The following is an 18771-nucleotide window of genomic DNA, read 5'->3' on the forward strand; positions in this document are numbered from 1 at the left end:
CCGTGACTGATGGAATAAGCCTGGCAGATAAGCGGAGTGCACGGTATTAACTTTTTTAGTAAAAAGTAATTCACTTTTAGTGAAGCGACGCGAAATACGCAGTGTGCAGGGGCAGTCAGGGCCATTAAAGCGGGTAGCAACAGCCGGGAGATGACACCGCAGAGCTGAGCTTCGGCAGTGGAGACCAGTAAGTGAGCTGAGTCGGTTCAGGGCAGCCAGCGAATATCAGGAGGAAGGCAGGGCTGGGTCATCCGGCCGGGTAAGCCCGGGCAGCGGAGACCAGTAAACTCAGGCCGCCGGAGCGGTCCGGCGGCTATGCGTTTTTTCCGGAGGCGCTATCGTTCAGGTGCGCCCGGTTTTTTTGCGGCAGTATGCGGAGGTGCAGCGGGTTCCCCGGTGCTGTCTGCCGGGTCCTCCGGCGGGACGGGCTGGCTGGCAGTCAGTAAAAAAGGCGATTGCTGCCAGTGGGTCCGTCGGTTCCTGAGTAATGTCTGGCTCAGGACCAGGCCGATCGCGAATGCCAGCAACAGCATCAGTCGCAGGATGTTGGTGGTGTTATCTACCTGCCGGGATTCAGTCGCCAGCACATGTGTGTCCAGAGTAATACGCAGAAAACCCAGCGGACCATTTTTCCCGACGATAGGCTCTACCAGCTGGTGGTTGAAATAGCTGCCGGCTCGCTGACCATCCAGAGCCAGCCTGTCACGCACTGTAATATTCTCACCGCTTTGTGTGATGATGGTGCCGGTAGTATCATAGACAGAAGCATCAAGGATACGACTATCGGTCGTCAGCTGCTTTAAAATGGCATTGATACGCACCAGGTGTTCGTTGCTGTCATCCATAAGTGGTTCGAGACTAAAAGTGACCTGCCGGGAGAGCGTCTGAGCCAGTTCCTCTACCTGCGTTGACTGAACTTTCTGATGATTCTGACTAAACCAGGAAACACCCTGCATCAGTAATACCAGTAATGCCAGACAGACCAGCGTGGTCACTGTCCGGTGCAGATTGATCTTCATTTTTTGCTGTGCCATGGGCGGCGGGTCTCATTCCTGACGTGAATATTCGCGATGACTTATGGTTTATGTTGCCAGAATAGCAGCAGTCAGGGTAGCCTCTTGCGTGGTTTTGTTGTCCCCCTACAGGAGTTCTGATGCCTAACCGTCTTACCTGGTGCGATCTGCCTGCGAATGTTGCGCAATGGCCGGGTCTGCCTTTATCTCTGAGTGGTGATGAAGTGATGCCACTGGATTATCGTGCCGGGAGTACCGGCTGGTTACTTTACGGACAGGGGCTGGATAAACAGCGTCTGACCGATTATCAGCACCGTTTAGGGGCTGCGATGGTGATCGTCAGTGGCTGGTCTGTTGATGATGTTCAGGTAATCCGGCTGGCCGGTTCGCTGACACCAAGAGCCAGTAAACTGGCCCATGACAGCGGGCTGGATGTCGTCCCGTTAGGGGATCTTCCGCATCTGAAAACCCCCGGGTTACTGGTGATGGATATGGATTCCACGGCGATAGAGATTGAATGTATCGATGAAATCGCCAGACTGGCAGGGTGTGGCGAACAGGTCGCGGAAGTCACAGAACGCGCCATGCGCGGAGAACTGGACTTTGAAGACAGTTTGCGTCAGCGGGTGGCCGCCCTGAAGGGTGCCGATGCCGGCATACTCAAACAGGTGCGTGATGAACTGCCGTTGATGCCGGGCTTGCGTTATCTGGTTAGCGAACTGCAGAAGTATGACTGGAAGGTCGCTATAGCGTCCGGGGGTTTTACCTTCTTTGCCGATTACCTGCGTGACGAACTCGATCTGGTCGCCGTGGCCGCGAATGAGCTGGAGATCTTTGATGGCCGTCTTACCGGTAATGTCATTGGTCAGGTCGTGGATGCAAAATATAAAGCCGTGACGTTGGAAAAACTGGCTGCACGCTTTGAGATCCCGCCACAGCAGACAGTCGCGATTGGCGATGGTGCGAACGATCTGGTGATGATGAAAGCCGCCGGTCTGGGCATTGCATATCATGCCAAGCCTAAGGTGAATGAAAAAGCCCGGGTCACCATCCGTCATGCATCCCTGCTCGGGGTACTGTGTATTCTGAGCGGTGGTTTGATTCACGAACAACGATAAGCTGAGGAGTAGTTTTGGCCAAAGCGGCAAAACGTGCCTATGTCTGTAATGAGTGCGGCGCTGATTATCCCCGCTGGCAGGGGCAGTGCAGTGCTTGTCAGGCATGGAACAGTATCACTGAGGTGCGTATCGCCTCTACACCTGCAGCGGCCCGCAGTGAGCGGTTATCCGGATATGCAGGGAGTGCCGGTGTTTCTAAGGTACAGAAACTCTCGGAAATCAGCCTTGAAGCCTTGCCCCGCTTTTCCACCGGGTTTATAGAATTCGACCGGGTGCTGGGCGGTGGCGTGGTCCCGGGCAGTGCAATCCTGATTGGCGGTAGCCCGGGAGCCGGGAAATCCACGTTATTGTTACAGACACTTTGTAAGTTGTCAGAGCAAATGAAAACGCTGTATGTGACCGGAGAAGAGTCATTACAGCAGGTAGCTATGCGTGCTCATCGTCTGGGGCTACCGACTGAAAACCTGAATATGCTGTCAGAAACCAGCATTGAGCAAATCTGTCAGGTGGCCGGCGAAGAAAAACCGGGCCTGATGGTGATCGACTCTATCCAGGTGATGCATATGGCGGATGTTCAGTCATCCCCTGGCAGTGTTGCCCAGGTGAGGGAAACGGCCGCTTATCTGACCCGTTTTGCGAAACTGCAGGGCGTCGCCATCATTATGGTCGGACATGTGACAAAAGATGGTTCACTGGCCGGCCCGAAAGTGCTTGAGCACTGCATTGACTGCTCGGTGTTACTCGACGGTGATGCGGATTCACGTTTCCGGACGTTGCGCAGCCATAAAAACCGTTTCGGTGCGGTGAATGAGCTGGGCGTGTTCGCGATGACCGGGCAGGGGATGCGCGAGGTGAGTAACCCTTCCGCTATCTTCCTGTCCCGCGGTGAGGAAGTTACCTCCGGCAGTGCTATCGTGGTGGTCCGCGAAGGAACGCGTCCTTTGCTGGTCGAAATTCAGGCGTTGGTTGACCATTCGATGATGGGGAATCCGCGTCGTGTGGCGGTGGGCCTGGAACAGAACCGGCTGGCCATTTTACTGGCGGTACTTCACCGGCATGGCGGCCTGCAAATGGCTGACCAGGACGTGTTTGTCAATGTGGTCGGTGGGGTGAAAGTGACAGAAACCAGTGCTGACCTTGCGCTGTTACTGGCATTGGTCTCCAGCCTGCGGGATCGTCCATTGCCTCAGGATCTGGTTATCTTTGGTGAAGTCGGGCTGGCGGGCGAGATCCGTCCTGTCCCGGGTGGACAGGAAAGGATCAGTGAAGCCGCCAAGCATGGCTTCCGGCGTGCGATCGTTCCGGCGGCCAATGTCCCGAAAAAAGCCCCGGAAGGAATGAAAGTCTATAGTGTGAAAAAACTGGCTGATGCGCTGGATATCTTCGACGAACTGGCCTGATACCGGGCAGACAGAGGCTTTTCCCGGCTTAACGGCAGTATTCAGTGCTGCAGTTAAGCCTGCAGCGTCAGTCCCCGGAGCAGAGTGACAGACACGCTCTGCCTGCGAATCATTAAGAGGCACTGAATGTCGACTTACGATTATTTAAAAACGGCAATCCGCCAGCAGGGGCATACACTGCAACAAGTGGCAGATGCCTGTGATATGACTAAGGGTTACCTGAGCCAGTTGATTAATGCAAAAATTAACAGCCCGAGTGCCCGTAAGCTGGAAGCCTTACATCGTTTCCTCGGTCTGGAGTTCCCGCGCAGGGAGAAGACCGTCGGGGTGGTTTTCGGTAAGTTCTATCCGTTACACACCGGACATATCTATCTTATCCAGCGAGCCTGCAGTCAGGTGGATGAGCTGCATATCATCATGGGACACGATGACCCGCGGGATCGTCTGCTGTTTGAAAACAGCGCCATGTCAGAACAGCCGACCACCAGTGATCGCCTGCGCTGGTTACTCCAGACGTTTAAGTATCAGAAAAACATCCGTATTCATTCTTTTAACGAAGAAGGGATGGAGCCGTATCCTCATGGCTGGGATGTCTGGAGCCGCGGGATGACCAACTTTATGTCGGAGCATGGTATTACGCCTGACAGGGTATATACCAGCGAAGCCGCTGATGCGCCGATGTTTGAAAAGTTCCTGTCGATACAATCCGTACTGGTTGACCCGGATCGTTCTTTTATGAATATCAGTGGTAAACAAATCCGTCAGGATCCTTTCCGTTACTGGGAATACATTCCTACCGAAGTGAAGCCTTTCTTTGTGCGTAAGGTGGCGTTACTGGGGGGAGAGTCCAGTGGTAAGTCGACGCTGGTGAATAAACTGGCGAATATTTTCAATACCACCAGTGCCTGGGAATACGGGCGGGATTATGTCTTCTCCCATCTGGGGGGCGATGAGATCGCACTGCAATATTCAGATTACGATAAGATTGCCCTCGGTCAGGCACAGTATATTGATTTTGCAGTAAAATATGCGAACAAAGTCGCTTTTATTGATACGGATTTTGTGACCACTCAGGCGTTCTGTCTTAAATATGAAGGGCGGCGACATCCCTTTGTTCAGGCGATGATCGATGAATACCGTTTTGATTTGGTGATCGTGCTCGAAAATAATGTGCCCTGGGTCGCTGATGGTTTACGTAGCCTGGGGAGTTCGGTGGATCGCCGGGAATTTCAGGGTTTGTTACTGGATATGCTGGCCGAGAATAATATCGATTATGTCCGGGTCGAGGAAGATGACTATGACTCACGTTTTCTTCGTTGTATTGAACTGGTGAAGCATATGCTGGAACATCCGGCAGAGCAGCCCCCGGTTATCCGTAAACAGTAAAGGGCAGGATGCCCATAAAAAAAGCCACCGGTATTCCCCGGTGGCTTTTTTACAGGAAAACCTGTAATTACTTGGTCATACGCTTGTACTTGATACGCTTAGGTTCCAGCGCATCGGCACCCAGGGTGCGCTTTTTGTACTCTTCATACTCGGTGAAGTTACCTTCGAAGAAGGCAACATTCCCTTCATCCTGATAATCCAGAATATGAGTCGCAATACGGTCAAGGAACCAGCGGTCATGGGAAATAACCATCGCGCAGCCCGGGAATTCCAGCAACGCATTTTCCAGCGCACGCAGGGTTTCCACGTCCAGGTCGTTGGTCGGTTCATCCAGCAGTAACAGGTTACCGCCAACCTGCAGCAGTTTTGCCAGGTGCAGACGACCACGTTCACCGCCGGACAGCTCGCCTACGCGTTTGCCCTGATCGGTGCCTTTGAAGTTAAAGCGGCCAACGTAGGCACGGCTTGGCATTTCAAAGTTGCCGATTTTCATGATGTCCTGACCCCCGGAAACTTCTTCCCAGACGGTCTTACTGTTATCCATGGCATCACGGAACTGATCCACCGAGGCAAGTTTTACCGTCTCGCCCAGAGTCACCGAGCCGGAATCCGGCTGCTCCTGACCTGAAAGCATACGGAACAGCGTGGATTTACCGGCACCGTTAGGACCGATGATCCCGACAATGGCCCCTTTCGGTACAGAGAAAGAGAGGTCATCGATTAATACGCGGTCGCCGTAGCTTTTCGTCAGGTGTTCAACTTCGATCACCTTATCGCCCAGGCGAGCTCCTGGCGGGATAAACAGTTCGCTGGTTTCGTTACGTTTCTGGTATTCAACGCTGTTCAGCTCATCGAAACGGGCCAGACGCGCTTTGCCTTTAGACTGACGGCCCTTCGCTCCCTGGCGCACCCACTCCAGCTCTTTCTCAATCGACTTACGGCGGGCGGCTTCAGAAGAGGCCTCCTGTGCCAGACGCTGATCTTTCTGCTCAAGCCAGGAAGAGTAGTTACCTTCCCACGGGATCCCTTCACCGCGGTCCAGTTCGAGGATCCAGCCCGCAACATTGTCCAGGAAGTAACGGTCATGGGTAATCGCAACGACGGTCCCTTCAAAGTCGTGCAGGAAGCGTTCCAGCCAGGCGACAGACTCTGCATCCAGGTGGTTCGTCGGTTCATCCAGCAGCAGCATATCCGGCTTTTCTAACAGCAGGCGACACAGTGCAACACGACGACGTTCCCCCCCGGAGAGGTTCGCAATTTTTGCATCCCAGTCCGGCAGGCGCAGTGCATCCGCCGCACGTTCAAACTGGGTATTGATATTGTGGCCATCGTGGGCCTGGATGATCTCTTCCAGACGTCCCTGCTCGGCGGCCAGTTTATCAAAGTCGGCCTCCGGCTCGGCATAGAGCGCATAGACTTCGTCCAGGCGTTTCAGGGCACCGACAACTTCAGCCATCGCTTCTTCTACGGACTCGCGTACCGTATGTTCAGGGTTCAGTTGAGGTTCCTGTGGCAGATAGCCGATTTTCAGGCCAGGCTGCGGACGGGCTTCACCTTCAATATCGGTATCAATCCCGGCCATGATACGTAACAGCGTTGATTTACCTGCACCGTTAAGACCGAGGACCCCGATTTTTGCGCCGGGGAAAAAACTCAGAGAGATATTTTTCAGTATGTGACGCTTCGGCGGGACAACTTTGCCCACGCGATGCATGCTGTAAACGAATTGAGCCACGGAAATGAGCCTCTTTTAATACATAGTGTTCATAGGAATTCAGGCGGCAAGTGTAGCCTTTTTCCTGACATATTCACACCCACTGTCGCTGAATGTCCCCCTCTTATCGGCGGGTGCTCCGGAGCAAAGAAGAGCGAGCCTGAATGCCCCACCCGGCGGCATGCCGCAGTTATCACGGGTCCATGCGGGATTTTACCCGTTGCCGGAAAAAAACGAGGTGCTGTACCGGTAACGAGATAATGATCAGACACAGCAGGATCAGCCCGATCCCGACCCAGCCACTTAAAGGCAGTCGCTCACCGACCAGAGTCACCGCGAGCAGGGCTGCTACGACCGGTTCCGTCAGGGTCAGAGTCGTGGCTGTGCTGGCCCGGATACGGGCCAGACCATAGCCGTAGCAAAGATAGCCAATAAACATGGGCACCAGCGCCATATAGATACCCACAGCAGTGTTCACCCGACTGTCGAGCAGAGGCGCCCCGGTGACCAACAGTACCGGCAGCAACAGCAGGGCACCCGCACCAAAGGTGGACCCCATGGCTGCGCTGGCACTCACTCCGTATTGCATCATCTTTCTGGCTGACCAGGAGTAGAGGGCATAAGTAAACCCGGCGACCAGCCCGGTAATGATCCCGGTCGCGATTTGCAGGATGTTACCTGCGGAAGTCGCGTGGCTTTCCGCCAGACACAATAGAGTCATCCCGGAGACGCCGGTCAGTGCACCAAGGGACCATTGACGGTTCAGCGGATGCTTATCACACACATATTCAATCAGTGAGGAGAGCAGCGGGGCTGAGCCAATAGAGACAACGGTACCGACAGCCACACCGGCGTTGTGCATGGACGTATAAAAGGCCAGCGGATAGATGCCGACAGCAATGGCTCCGATCAGCAAATAGCGGAAGTTCCCGGCAATTCGGCGGCGCTGACGCAGTACCGGACGTAATGCGATCAGGGCCTGCAGCAACCCCCCGGTTCCCATGGCGATGGAACCAATAGCCAGCGGACTAACGCCGGTGGCGAAAGTGGCCGCGGTGCCGGTGGTTCCCCATAATACTGCAGCCAGCAGGACCGCAAATATCCCCGGTAAATTACGGGCGTCAGCCTGACTCATAGGGCCTCCACTAAGGCTTTCGCCATCGTTCCCGCCTGCAGAACACAGGCACTGTTACCTTCGAGTCCGGCGCGGGAAGCACTGCCTTCCAGCAGAAAAGCCAAATGACGGGCCAGCAGATGACAGCGTTGTGGATCCGGGACAAGCTGGCAAAGGTGGCTTTTCAGTATCGCTTCAATCTCTTCTTTGTGTTGCCGGATAGCCTGCCTGCCGGGCGCACCGGCGGGCAGTTCAGCCGCAGCATTCAGCAGGCCACAGCCGCGGAACCCTGCCTCATAGGCAACCCCTGCATGATCCGCATAAGCATCAAACACGGCCATCACCCCTTCCCGGGGGTTTTTGATTAGCGCAGCCCTTTTCTGATAGAGATCCAGCCATTCCTGGTGACGCACGGCCAGGTAGGCGGCAATCAGTTCGTCCTTTGAGCTGAAGTTGTTGTACAGACTTTTTTTCGCCACTCCGGCACGTTTCACAATGGCATCAATTCCGGTCGCGGTGATCCCGTAGTTATAAAACAGTACACGGGCCGCATTGATCAGTTTGTCATGGGCGGAAATTTTGTCGCGCTGTATCGCAGTCATGGCAATGCCCTCTGGTAAAGTAGGTAGACCAGTATACTTACTTTATGTCAGAGATCGAGACGGATCATAAGGAAAACGTCGACAGAACCCCGTCGCCATGCTCAGAGAGTTCCGGAAATGGCGATGCTGGTGGCCCCGGGCCACTGCAGGACAAGGTTTTCGGGACGGTTCCCCGCAATAGTGTTTGCATCACGTGCTATAACTAAAGATAACCTGGTCGGTCCGGCGATATATCCCCCCGGAATTCCGCAGATTTGTTCAGTATGATTGCCCTCAGTGGAGAATTATTCTGTCAGTCAGTGCGGGTAAATTTTCAGCCAGCCATAGCAAGTCAGGGGGCAACCCGTTAGCATGGAAGACTGCCAGTGATACGGTATTCAACGCCAGGCGATAAGAGGAGAGAAGTGTGATTAAGTGGAAGAACTGGGTATTGGGCATCTGTCTGACAGGAATTGCGGGGATGAGTCAGGCCGATTCCTTAGATCAGCAGCGTCTGCGTTATCAGCAAATCAAACAAGCCTGGGATAATAATCAGATGGACACGGTAGAACAGATGCTACCGTCACTGAAGGATTATCCGCTTTATCCTTACCTTGAATACCGCCTGATCTCACAGGATCTTGATCAGGAAACCCCGCTGGCGGTGACCAATTTTATTAACCAGTACCCGACCCTGCCTTCTTCTTATACCCTGAAGGGCCGCTTTATCAATGAGCTTGCCCGCCGTCAGGACTGGCAGGGGATCATCAGTTTCAGTCCGAATCCGCCAGGCCCGGTCCAGGCGCGGTGTAACTGGTATTACGCCAACTGGGCGACCGGTAAACAAGCCGTCGCCTGGGAAGGTGCAAAGAAACTGTGGATGACTGGCGCGGATCTGCCGTCGAGTTGTGATGCCTTGTTCACGGCATGGCAGTCCTCGACGACCTTCTCCCCGCAGTCTGTGCTGTTACGGATAGAGTTAGCCTTTAACGATGGCAATGATGCATTGGTAAGAAAGTTAATTGCCATGCTGCCCGCCGACTACGGTACGCTGGCCGGTGCGCTCAGTGCGCTGCAAAAGGATCCTCAGGGACTGAGTCTGTTTGCCGGTTCAGTGTCGCCTACCGATTTCAGTCGCGAAATTACCCGTATCGCTTTTGCCAGGCTGGCCCGACAGGATGCGGATAATGCGAGAGCGATGATCCCTGTCCTTGCTTCTGAACAGAAAATGAGTGATGCGGAAGTCCAGCATCTGAAGGAAGATGTCGCCTGGCAATATATGGGGACCGATATCACCTCAGATCAGCTGCGCTGGCGTGACAATGTGGTGATGGACAGTGATTCGACCGCACTGATTGAGCGCCGCGTCAGACAGGCAATTTCGGATGATGACCATCGTGGACTGAATACCTGGATAGCCCGTTTGCCGGTGGAAGCGAAACAGAAAGATGAATGGCAGTACTGGCAGGCGGAATTACTGCTGGAGCAAGGGCATAAGCCGGAAGCGCAGCAGATTTTACGTGATTTGATGCAGAAGCGCGGTTTTTATCCGATGGTTGCCGCTCAGAAGCTGGGCGTACCTTACCACTTAACCATAGATCCGGCCCCGGCACCGACGGCAGCCATCACCCAGGGGGATGAAATTGCCCGGGTCAGAGAACTGATGTACTGGGGAATGGATAACCTGGCTCGCAGTGAATGGGCTAATCTTATCCGCAGCAAATCCCGTACAGAGCAACAGATGCTGGCACGCTATGCAGACGAACAGGACTGGTGGGATCTGAGTGTTCAGGCGACCATTACTGCGAAAATGTGGGACAGTCTGAAAGAGCGCTTCCCGCTCGCCTGGCAGCAATACTACCAGCAGTACGCCGCGGGCAAAGCGATCCCTGTGAGTTATGCCATGGCTATCTCTCGTCAGGAAAGTGCCTGGAACCCGAAAATCCGCTCTCCTGTCGGTGCGAGTGGTTTAATGCAGGTGATGCCGGGAACGGCTGCACATACCGTGAAAATGTTCCCGGGCAGCAATTACGTTAACAGCAGCCAGTTGCTTGACCCGCAGATGAATATTCAGATTGGTATGCAGTATCTGGATTACGTTTATCGTCAGTTCGACCAGAACCGTATCTTTGCCTCGGCAGCTTACAATGCGGGACCAGGACGGGTCCGTAAATGGCTGACAGTCAGTGGCGGTAAGCTGGATGCGGTAGGCTTCATTGAAACGATCCCGTTTGCCGAAACACGCAACTATGTGAAAAACGTGCTGGCTTATGATGCTTATTACCGTTATTTCCTGGGCCAGCCTGATCAGATAATCCAGGACGCGGAGTGGAATCGCCGCTACTGAGTATGCTATGCTTCCGTACTCATTAACGAGTACGGAAGTCTCCTATGCTGCCTGATGCACCTGCAGACGAAAATTTTGAATTTAACTGGTCACGTTTTGTGATGCTGCTGCAACAGGCAGTGCATGATAAGCAAGCAGAAACCCTGCTCCGGTTAATGATGACTCCGGATGAACGTGAGGCATTAGCCACACGTTTACGGATAATTGAAGAGCTGATGCGGGGGGAACTGAGCCAGCGACAGCTAAAAGATCAACTGGGGGTGGGGATTGCGACCATTACCCGTGGCTCAAACAGTCTGAAAGAGTCGCCGGCAGAACTGCGTCAGTGGCTGGAAACACTGCTGCCGAAGCTCTGAGTGTTATCGCAGCGTCGCCTGCTGATAAAGCGGATGCCTCATCGAACATAAGGCCAGTAACAGCGCCTGATGATACACCGAAGTCCGTGTCAGCAGGCCTTCAGTAATAACACTGATGGCGCCGCCTTTTTGCTTGATATTCTCAATACCGGTCAGTCCGGCCATCACATGCCCCAGTTCCTGCCCCTGGCGGAGCGCATCCATAATCGTTGAAGGCAGGGGTAAACTGGCCGAGCGGGATTCTGCCCGGGTGGCAGTGTTTTCTATAACAATCCAGCCAAACGTCTGATTTTCATCAATACCGGCTTCGATGGCGACCCAAAAATCAGCTTCCGGATGTTGCTGCCGTGCATTGGATACCCGCTGACGCGCACCGGTCAGGGTTTCCTGACTACTCATTGGCTGATCTGCAACACCACTCTCAGTTTCTGCGGCAGAAATATGGCACTGATCAGGTCCGAAAACGTCCGTAAAGGCTCTGGTAATAGCACTGATTTTTGCCGGGTTGCGGGTAGCGGCGACAACATGGTACATAATGGTTAACTCACTTCGGGCAGTGGCTGGATCTGCCTCAGTATAATGGATAGGTAACATGCTACAAGTCTTTCTGGTTCGTCATGGTGAAACACAATGGAATGCCGAACGCCGTCTGCAGGGACAGAGTGATAGCCCTTTAACCGCACAGGGAGAGCTGCAGGCAAAGCAGGTCGGAGAACGTCTGAAATCTTACGGCATCACCCATATTATCAGTAGTGATCTGGGACGTACGCAGCAAACCGCAGCTATCATCGCGGAGTGTATCGGGTGTTCAGTACAAACAGATCCCCGCCTCAGGGAATTAAATATGGGGGTGCTTGAAACCCGTATTCTGAGCGAACTGACCGCAGAGGAAGAAGGCTGGCGTCAGTCGCTGGTGGACGGAACCTGTGAGGGGCGTATCCCGCAAGGGGAGAGTATGTCTGAAGTCGCCAGCAGAATGCGTCAGGCACTGGATGCCTGCAAAGCGTTACCTGCCGGGAGCCGGCCTTTGCTGGTCAGCCACGGTATGGCTCTCGGCACGTTGCTTAATACGTTACTGGGGTTACCCGCCTGGGCTGAAAGACGTCTCAGACTCAGAAACTGCTCATTGTCACGGGTGGATTTTCAGCACAGCCCCTGGCTTGCCGATGGCTGGATCGTGGAAACGGCAGGGGATGTGGCACATCTTGGGGTTGTGACTGAGAGCGCCAGTCAGTAAACGTCGGGATTTCATGACAATCAGACAGCTCTTTTTGCCGGATTGCAGGAAATCCCGGAAGTTTAACCGGTGTGTTGCCCTTCATTGCGAATGGGGATGAGATATTCGCAATGGACTTCCACGTTGACTTCACGGCTCAGTTTACCGCCGCGCGTAAAGAAGCGTTCGATATCCTGGCCGGCACGACGGGTCAGACCGAGGGTCGGCATACAGGTACTGTAAAGCACCAGAATGAAATCCTGCAGTTTTTCCTTTGGCCCCTTGTAGGTAAACTGCACATAATCGCCGCCCTCAAGCGTGATTTTTTGTGCCGTTTGCAAATTACGGGTCGTATCGTCATCCGGGACTGCCGTGGTATACAGGATTTCCTGTTCGTCTTCTTTATCGATGCTCGAACGGACCTGATGCAAGCCATAAAGAATACGCGGAGCGGATTCGGTATCATGAAGAAACTGACGCCAGAAGTGACTGCGCATTTCAGCCCTGTAGACAGAGATTTGCTCCAGAGTACAGTTATAGCTTTGTGTCTGGCCCAGCAGGGAGGTTTCCGGCAGAGTCACAAATGTCGCCTGCGGCATAGAGAACTCACCCATACGAATAGGCGGACGCAGACCATAAGAGTTCCAGTCAGATGCCCGACGATATCCGGCCGGCGTCTGATTAAACTGTTTTTTGAACGCCCGGGTGAATGTCTGCTGAGAATCAAACCGGTATTGCAAAGCAATGTCCAGAATCGGACGACTGGTTAGCCTGAGTGCGACTGCCGCTTTAGATAAACGCCTTGCCCGGATATAGGCGCCGATTGCATGACCCGTTACATTTTTAAACATCCGCTGTAAATGCCACTTTGAATACCCGGCCTTGAACGCAACATTATCCAGAGATAAAGGTTGGTCCAGGTGGCTCTCCAGCCAGACAAGCAAATCGCGAATGATACCAGCTTGGTCCATATTACATCCTCATCGTCCTGGTTGGCACAAAAAGTCAGCAACCTACGTCAAACTAAGAATAGCATTAAATGCAAAAAAAAAGGGGCCGGCACACTTGTACCGTTTCCTGTTGTTACAATAAGTCAGTGCTGCAAAAGGAACACTTGAAGATATCAATAGTAACCTTATATTGATTATTCAGTAATCACCTAATAACGAGTAATTTAATGAAAATCAAAAAAATTCAGTATTTTGTCAACAAACTCCTCGCAGCTGGCTGCATTTTCTGTGCTGTTCAGGGAGTGGTGCATGCGGAGGAAATTGGTTCTGTTGATACAGCGTTCAAACTGTTAGGCCCTGATCATAAGATTGTAATCGAAGCCTTTGATGATCCAGATGTTAAAAATGTTACATGTTATATCAGCAGGGCGAAAACCGGCGGTATAAAAGGTGGACTGGGATTGGCAGAAGATACCTCCGATGCGGCTATCTCCTGTCAGCAGGTAGGGCCGGTTGAGTTATCCGATACTATTCAGCCCGGAAAGTCAGAAGTGGTCTTTAAGAAACGCACCTCACTGATTTTCAAAAGCCTGCAGGTTGTTCGTTTTTACGACAAGAAGAGAAACACACTGGTTTACATGAGCTATTCGGATAAGCTGGTTAACGGCTCGCCGAAAAATGCGATCAGCGCGGTGCCGATTATGCCCTGGCATTAAGCATTAAGACGGGTGCGGGTTATAAAAAAGGGCCTGGCAGAATAACTGTCAGGCCCTCAGAAAGCAGTGGCTTCAGCAGATTAGTGCTCTTCTAACTCACCACAAAAACGATAGCCTTCACCATGAATGGTGGCGATGATTTCCGGGGTATCCGCATTCGACTCAAAGTGTTTACGGATACGGCGGATAGTCACGTCGACAGTCCGGTCATGAGGTTTCAGATCACGGCCCGTCATTTTTTTCAGTAAGTCGGCGCGGGTCTGAATTTTGCCCGGGTTCTCACAGAAATGCAGCATCGCGCGGAATTCGCTACGCGGCAGTTTGTACTGATCACCCTGAGGACTAATCAGTGAACGGCTATTGATATCCAGCGTCCAGCCATTGAACTGATAGTTCTCAACATGCTTACGCTCTTCTGTGCTCACGGCCAGGTTCATGGTACGTGACAGGAGGTTACGGGCACGGATCGTCAGCTCACGCGGGTTAAACGGTTTAGTGATATAATCATCCGCACCGATTTCCAGACCCAGAATTTTGTCGACTTCATTGTCACGTCCGGTCAGGAACATCAGCGCAACACTGGCTTGCTCACGTAATTCACGCGCCAGCAGCAGTCCGTTTTTACCTGGCAGGTTGATATCCATAATCACCAGGTTGACATCGTTGTCAGTCAAAAGCTGGTGCATTTCGGCACCATCAGTCGCCTCGAATACAACGTATCCTTCAGCTTCAAAAATACTTTTCAGGGTATTTCGGGTTACGAGCTCGTCTTCGACGATAAGAATTTGCGGGGTCTGCATGTTTTGCTACCTAAAATTTGCCATCAAAATTGATACAAGGCATACAGTGCTGATGTCTGAAGATATCGGTTAACGTATTATGAGTCTGCATTGCCAATTTACGACGTTTTGTTCTTGATGCAGTACAGAATAACGCTAACGGCGGATTCAGCTTAAACACAATCTGTCTGTATGCGCCGAAACGGGTCTTTATCTGTTTCATCCTAACCGCTTTAACAGCCAGCTAACAGCACCAACAACATTCAGGAAGCAAATAAAAACGCTTCGTTGACTTATATCAAAACTGAGTGTAGCACGTTAACACTTGTGTGAAAAATATCTCTTTTTTATCTTACATGCGATAAATCGCAAAATAATTCACATCCCGGCGGGGGCTGGCGGATATTGCGGGAATTTTCACATATAACCTGTTGTATTTAAATAGTTAAATGGAATTTAACATCGATTATTATCCGTTACACATGAATTTTGCGTCGTCAGCCGGTTAAAATAGCCCGGAATCTGGCGGAGTAAAGTCTTCAGGCTTATCCCGTTTATACGCATAGATAAGGTTATGAAATGTCCTTTCCTGTTATTTTAGTCTCACCGGCCAGGCCAGAAAATGTGGGTGCCGCTGCCCGGGCAATGAAAACCATGGGATTTAGCGAATTACGCATTGTTAACAGCAGTGTCTGGCAGGATCCTGCGGCCTATCGGGTAGCACATGGTGCGACGGAGATCCTCGATAATGTTCGCTCGTTTCCTGATTTGGCCTCTGCTCTGGCTGACGTGGACTTTTCCGTTGCAACTACCGCCCGCAGCCGGGCGAAATTTCGTTATTACGCCACGCCGCAGCAGGCAGAGGGATTGCTGAAAGAAAAACAGCAATGGGCAGGGCGTCTGGCATTAATTTTCGGTTGTGAAGAGAGCGGTCTGACCAATGAAGAGCTGGCGCTGGCCGATCTTCTGACCGGTATTCCCATGGCTGTGGAATATCCGTCTCTTAATCTCGGGCAGGCAGTGATGGTACTCTGTTATCAGTTCTCTTCCCTGATGCAGGTTTCTACGCCCCGTCAGGAAACGGCGGACCCTCAGCAGTTACAGGCCTTGCGTGTGCGTTTACATCAATTGCTGGAACGTCTGGACGTCAGTGATGATATAAAAATGACAGACTGGGTGGATCAACGGCTGGGGTTACTGGAACAAAGAGACAGTGCAATGTTACACCGATTACTTCATGACATCGAAAAAAAACTCGCAGAGTAAATCTCTGCAGATGTTCCTGTTTATAGTGCCTGCTGTGGCATTAACGGTTCAGAATTTAGGGATCGTAAGGCTTTTTGCTGAAAGTGCCGAGTATTAAAGTGCCGGAGAAAAGCGGTGAATATGATAAATTTATTGACTTGGCGGGCACTTTGTTTTACTTCTGAAAGCAGACAGATTAAAAGCAAAGCAGACAGAGAATACATGCGTAACTACAGCCTGAACATTACTATTATTACCACCACCATTACCACAGGTAACGGTGCGGGCTGACGCATAACAGGAAAAAACGAAAAAGCCCGCACCCTATCAGGTGCGGGCTTTTTTTTGGCGTAAATTCAGGAGTTAGTGAATCATGCGAGTGTTGAAATTTGGCGGAACCTCCGTTGCCAATGCCGAAAGGTTTATGCGCGTTGTCGACATACTGGAAAATAATGCAAAGCAGGAGCAGGTTGCGACAGTTCTCTCTGCACCGGCCAGAATTACTAACCATTTAGTCGCGTTAATAGAGAAGACGATTTCCGGGCAGGATGCGTCCGCCAATCTGAATGAAGCCCGACAAATTTTTGAAACTCTGCTGCAAGAGTTATCGGCCGCACAGCCGGGGTTAGATGTTGCGGCACTCACACACTTCCTTGAGACTGAATTTACCCGCCTGCAGCACGTTATCCACGGTATCACCTTACTGGGGCAATGCCCTGACAGCGTCAATGCTGCAGTCATCTGTACCGGTGAAAAACTTTCGATTGCTATCATGCAGGCATTATTACAGGCCCGCGGCCACCGTGTGACGGTGATCGATCCGGTTGAGAAATTACTGGCCATTGGCGGTTATCTTGAGTCCACGGTGGATATTACCGAATCAACCCGTCGGATTGCTGCCAGCCAAATCCCTGCGGATCACTTTATTCTGATGGCAGGGTTCACTGCCGGTAATGAGCAGGGTGAACTGGTCGTGTTGGGACGTAATGGTTCTGACTATTCTGCAGCGGTCCTGGCCGCCTGTTTACGGGCGGATTGTTGTGAAATCTGGACAGATGTTGACGGAGTCTATACCTGTGATCCGCGTCAGGTACCCGATGCCAGATTACTGACCTCAATGTCGTACCAGGAAGCGATGGAGCTTTCTTACTTCGGTGCCAAGGTGCTTCACCCCCGTACCATTACGCCAATTGCTCGTTTCCAGATCCCCTGCATCATTAAAAATACCGCCAACCCTGCCGCTCCCGGCACCCTGATTTCGGGAAATGCCGGTGATGACAACACGCCGGTCAAAGGGATCACCAACCTGAATAATATGGCGATGTTTAATGTTTCCGGTCCCGGAATGAAAGGGATGGTTGGCATGGCGGCCCGGGTATTTGCGGTGATGTCACGCAAAGGGATCTCGGTCGTTTTAATTACCCAATCCTCCTCCGAATACAGCATCAGTTTCTGTGTTCCGCAAAATGAGATGCTGGCGGCCCGTCGGGCGCTGGAAGATGAGTTTTATCTGGAACTGAAAGACGGGCTGTTAGAGCCGCTGGACGTGATAGAAAAACTGGCTGTCATCTCGGTCGTCGGCGATGGTATGCGTACACTGCGTGGGATCTCCGCCAAGTTCTTTGCCGCACTGGCGCGGGCTAACATTAATATTGTTGCGATTGCTCAGGGGTCATCAGAACGCTCTATTTCGGCGGTGGTCAGCAATGAAGATGCAACGACCGGCGTCAGAGTCGTCCATCAGATGTTATTTGCGACCGATCAGGTCATTGAAGTGTTTGTCGTCGGTACCGGGGGCGTAGGCAGTGCCTTGCTGGAGCAGTTACATCGTCAGCAGAAATGGCTGAAAAATAAACATATTGACCTGCGTGTCTGTGGTATCGCTAATTCACGGGCCATGCTGACCAATGTTCACGGCATTCCGCTGGACAATTGGCAGGAACAATTATCAGGGGCAAAAGAGGTCTTCTCTCTTGAGCGTCTGACACGACTGGCTAAAGAGTATCACCTGCTGAACCCGGTCATTGTGGACTGTACCTCCAGCCAGTCAATGGCTGATCAGTATGCGGATTTCCTCAGTGAAGGCTTCCATGTGGTCACGCCGAATAAGAAAGCGAATACCTCTTCCCGGGAGTACTATCAGGAAATCCGTACTGCGGCTGAAAAGTCACGCCGTAAGTTCCTGTACGATACCAATGTCGGTGCCGGGTTGCCGGTCATCGAAAACCTGCAGAACCTGCTGAATGCGGGAGATGAGCTGATTAAATTCGACGGGGTTCTGTCCGGCTCGCTTTCCTATATTTTCGGTATGCTCGACGACGGTGTCACGCTTTCAGAAGCCACCCGTCAGGCCTGTGAGCTCGGGTTTACTGAGCCGGACCCGCGTGATGACCTTTCCGGTATGGATGTCGCTCGTAAGTTATTGATCCTGGCCCGTGAAGCCGGAATGTCACTGGAGCTGAGCGATATTGCTATCGAAGCCGTACTGCCGCAGGCATTGACTGACCTGGCAGATACGGAAGAGTTTATGCGTCGTCTGCCGGAACTGGACGCTGCGTTTGCCGCCCGCGTCAGTGAGGCGCGCGAAGAAGGCAAGGTATTACGTTTTGTCGGTGCGATTGACGAGCAGGGGCAATGCAGCGTGAAAATTGCTGCTGTCGATAATAATGACCCGCTCTATAAAGTGAAGAATGGTGAAAATGCGCTGGCTTTCTACAGCCGTTATTATCAACCGATCCCGCTGGTCCTGCGTGGATACGGTGCAGGAAATGATGTGACTGCAGCCGGCGTATTTGCAGATTTATTGAGAACTCTGTCGTGGAAGCTGGGAGTCTGA

At 52.3% G+C, this 18771-nt stretch carries 17 protein-coding genes and 1 other annotated feature; of the genes, 10 read left to right on the forward strand and 7 right to left on the reverse strand.

The window, feature by feature from the left end; translation table 11 throughout:
• Window positions 1–335 precede the first annotated feature (335 nt).
• Entirely contained in the window at window positions 336–1034 is a 699-nt protein-coding gene (locus tag CG67_RS01245) for a YtjB family periplasmic protein (RefSeq protein ID WP_025901164.1), read from the reverse strand.
• Between the two features lie 119 nt (window positions 1035–1153).
• On the opposite strand from CG67_RS01245, the gene serB reads away from it, so the two are divergent.
• The 3 genes from serB to nadR all read left to right on the forward strand — a co-directional run bounded on the left by serB (window position 1154) and on the right by nadR (window position 4917).
• Complete coding sequence (gene serB / locus CG67_RS01250) at window positions 1154–2131, forward strand: phosphoserine phosphatase (RefSeq protein ID WP_025901165.1); 978 nt, start codon at window positions 1154–1156, stop codon at window positions 2129–2131.
• 14 nt (window positions 2132–2145) lie between these two features.
• A complete protein-coding gene (radA, locus tag CG67_RS01255) occupies window positions 2146–3531 on the forward strand; it encodes a DNA repair protein RadA (RefSeq protein ID WP_025901166.1) in 1386 nt (461 codons plus the stop codon).
• Between the two features lie 126 nt (window positions 3532–3657).
• Entirely contained in the window at window positions 3658–4917 is a 1260-nt protein-coding gene (gene nadR / locus CG67_RS01260) for a multifunctional transcriptional regulator/nicotinamide-nucleotide adenylyltransferase/ribosylnicotinamide kinase NadR (protein WP_025901167.1), read from the forward strand.
• Window positions 4918–4984: 67 nt separating this feature from the next.
• Here the strand turns inward: nadR and ettA are convergent, their stop codons facing one another.
• The 3 genes from ettA to CG67_RS01275 form a co-directional block, all read right to left on the reverse strand.
• Window positions 4985–6652, reverse strand: a complete 1668-nt coding sequence (gene ettA, locus CG67_RS01265) for an energy-dependent translational throttle protein EttA (RefSeq protein WP_025901168.1) — start codon at window positions 6650–6652, stop codon at window positions 4985–4987.
• A 172-nt stretch (window positions 6653–6824) separates the two neighbouring features.
• A complete protein-coding gene (locus tag CG67_RS01270; protein ID WP_025901169.1) occupies window positions 6825–7766 on the reverse strand; it encodes a DMT family transporter in 942 nt (313 codons plus the stop codon).
• Window positions 7763–8347: a TetR/AcrR family transcriptional regulator gene (locus CG67_RS01275; protein WP_025901170.1), complete on the reverse strand. Its 585-nt coding sequence runs from the start codon at window positions 8345–8347 to the stop codon at window positions 7763–7765. The genes CG67_RS01270 and CG67_RS01275 overlap by 4 nt, the downstream gene beginning before the upstream one ends.
• Window positions 8348–8753: 406 nt before the next feature.
• On the opposite strand from CG67_RS01275, the gene sltY reads away from it, so the two are divergent.
• Together sltY and trpR are read left to right on the forward strand one after the other, a co-directional pair.
• The gene (gene sltY, locus CG67_RS01280) at window positions 8754–10673 is read left to right on the forward strand and encodes a murein transglycosylase (protein WP_025901171.1); all 1920 of its coding nucleotides are present in this window, start codon (window positions 8754–8756) and stop codon (window positions 10671–10673) included.
• 44 nt (window positions 10674–10717) lie between these two features.
• Entirely contained in the window at window positions 10718–11029 is a 312-nt protein-coding gene (gene trpR, locus CG67_RS01285) for a trp operon repressor (protein WP_025901172.1), read from the forward strand.
• A 3-nt stretch (window positions 11030–11032) separates the two neighbouring features.
• Here trpR and yjjX read toward each other — a convergent pair whose 3' ends face one another.
• Entirely contained in the window at window positions 11033–11563 is a 531-nt protein-coding gene (gene yjjX, locus CG67_RS01290; RefSeq protein WP_025901173.1) for an inosine/xanthosine triphosphatase, read from the reverse strand.
• A 58-nt stretch (window positions 11564–11621) separates the two neighbouring features.
• Between yjjX and gpmB the strand changes: the two genes are divergently transcribed.
• Window positions 11622–12266, forward strand: a complete 645-nt coding sequence (gpmB, locus tag CG67_RS01295) for a 2,3-diphosphoglycerate-dependent phosphoglycerate mutase GpmB (protein WP_025901174.1) — start codon at window positions 11622–11624, stop codon at window positions 12264–12266.
• Window positions 12267–12328: 62 nt separating this feature from the next.
• Here the strand turns inward: gpmB and robA are convergent, their stop codons facing one another.
• Window positions 12329–13216 carry an MDR efflux pump AcrAB transcriptional activator RobA gene (gene robA, locus CG67_RS01300; protein WP_025901175.1) on the reverse strand — a complete coding sequence of 296 codons (888 nt, stop codon included), beginning with the start codon at window positions 13214–13216 and terminating at the stop codon, window positions 12329–12331.
• Window positions 13217–13422: 206 nt separating this feature from the next.
• Between robA and creA the strand changes: the two genes are divergently transcribed.
• Window positions 13423–13911: a protein CreA gene (gene creA / locus CG67_RS01305; protein WP_025901176.1), complete on the forward strand. Its 489-nt coding sequence runs from the start codon at window positions 13423–13425 to the stop codon at window positions 13909–13911.
• Window positions 13912–13991: 80 nt separating this feature from the next.
• Here creA and arcA read toward each other — a convergent pair whose 3' ends face one another.
• Window positions 13992–14711, reverse strand: a complete 720-nt coding sequence (gene arcA / locus CG67_RS01310) for a two-component system response regulator ArcA (RefSeq protein ID WP_025901177.1) — start codon at window positions 14709–14711, stop codon at window positions 13992–13994.
• A gap of 558 nt (window positions 14712–15269) precedes the next feature.
• On the opposite strand from arcA, the gene CG67_RS01320 reads away from it, so the two are divergent.
• From CG67_RS01320 to thrA, 3 genes are all read left to right on the forward strand, one after another.
• Window positions 15270–15956 (forward strand): tRNA/rRNA methyltransferase, encoded by a 687-nt coding sequence (locus CG67_RS01320; RefSeq protein WP_025901179.1) that lies wholly within the window; start codon window positions 15270–15272, stop codon window positions 15954–15956.
• A 201-nt stretch (window positions 15957–16157) separates the two neighbouring features.
• On the forward strand, window positions 16158–16226 hold the full coding sequence (gene thrL / locus CG67_RS18705) for a thr operon leader peptide (RefSeq protein ID WP_371190656.1): 69 nt from the start codon (window positions 16158–16160) through the stop codon (window positions 16224–16226).
• Window positions 16165–16283 (forward strand) — a sequence feature (Thr leader region). (Overlaps the previous gene by 62 nt.)
• A gap of 25 nt (window positions 16284–16308) precedes the next feature.
• A complete protein-coding gene (gene thrA / locus CG67_RS01325; RefSeq protein WP_025901180.1) occupies window positions 16309–18771 on the forward strand; it encodes a bifunctional aspartate kinase/homoserine dehydrogenase I in 2463 nt (820 codons plus the stop codon).

The sequence above is a fragment of the Tatumella sp. UCD-D_suzukii genome, assembly GCF_000611875.2.
GTDB lineage: Bacteria > Pseudomonadota > Gammaproteobacteria > Enterobacterales > Enterobacteriaceae > Tatumella > Tatumella ptyseos.

Coding starts and splice junctions, on each gene's coding strand:
- CG67_RS01245 (WP_025901164.1), bottom strand. CDS start 1,034: ATGGCACAGCAAAAAATGAAGATCAATCTGCACCGGACAGTGACCACG.
- serB (WP_025901165.1), top strand. CDS start 1,154: ATGCCTAACCGTCTTACCTGGTGCGATCTGCCTGCGAATGTTGCGCAA.
- nadR (WP_025901167.1), top strand. CDS start 3,658: ATGTCGACTTACGATTATTTAAAAACGGCAATCCGCCAGCAGGGGCAT.
- CG67_RS01270 (WP_025901169.1), bottom strand. CDS start 7,766: ATGAGTCAGGCTGACGCCCGTAATTTACCGGGGATATTTGCGGTCCTG.
- CG67_RS01275 (WP_025901170.1), bottom strand. CDS start 8,347: ATGACTGCGATACAGCGCGACAAAATTTCCGCCCATGACAAACTGATC.
- trpR (WP_025901172.1), top strand. CDS start 10,718: ATGCTGCCTGATGCACCTGCAGACGAAAATTTTGAATTTAACTGGTCA.
- yjjX (WP_025901173.1), bottom strand. CDS start 11,563: ATGTACCATGTTGTCGCCGCTACCCGCAACCCGGCAAAAATCAGTGCT.
- gpmB (WP_025901174.1), top strand. CDS start 11,622: ATGCTACAAGTCTTTCTGGTTCGTCATGGTGAAACACAATGGAATGCC.
- robA (WP_025901175.1), bottom strand. CDS start 13,216: ATGGACCAAGCTGGTATCATTCGCGATTTGCTTGTCTGGCTGGAGAGC.
- creA (WP_025901176.1), top strand. CDS start 13,423: ATGAAAATCAAAAAAATTCAGTATTTTGTCAACAAACTCCTCGCAGCT.
- arcA (WP_025901177.1), bottom strand. CDS start 14,711: ATGCAGACCCCGCAAATTCTTATCGTCGAAGACGAGCTCGTAACCCGA.
- CG67_RS01320 (WP_025901179.1), top strand. CDS start 15,270: ATGTCCTTTCCTGTTATTTTAGTCTCACCGGCCAGGCCAGAAAATGTG.
- thrA (WP_025901180.1), top strand. CDS start 16,309: ATGCGAGTGTTGAAATTTGGCGGAACCTCCGTTGCCAATGCCGAAAGG.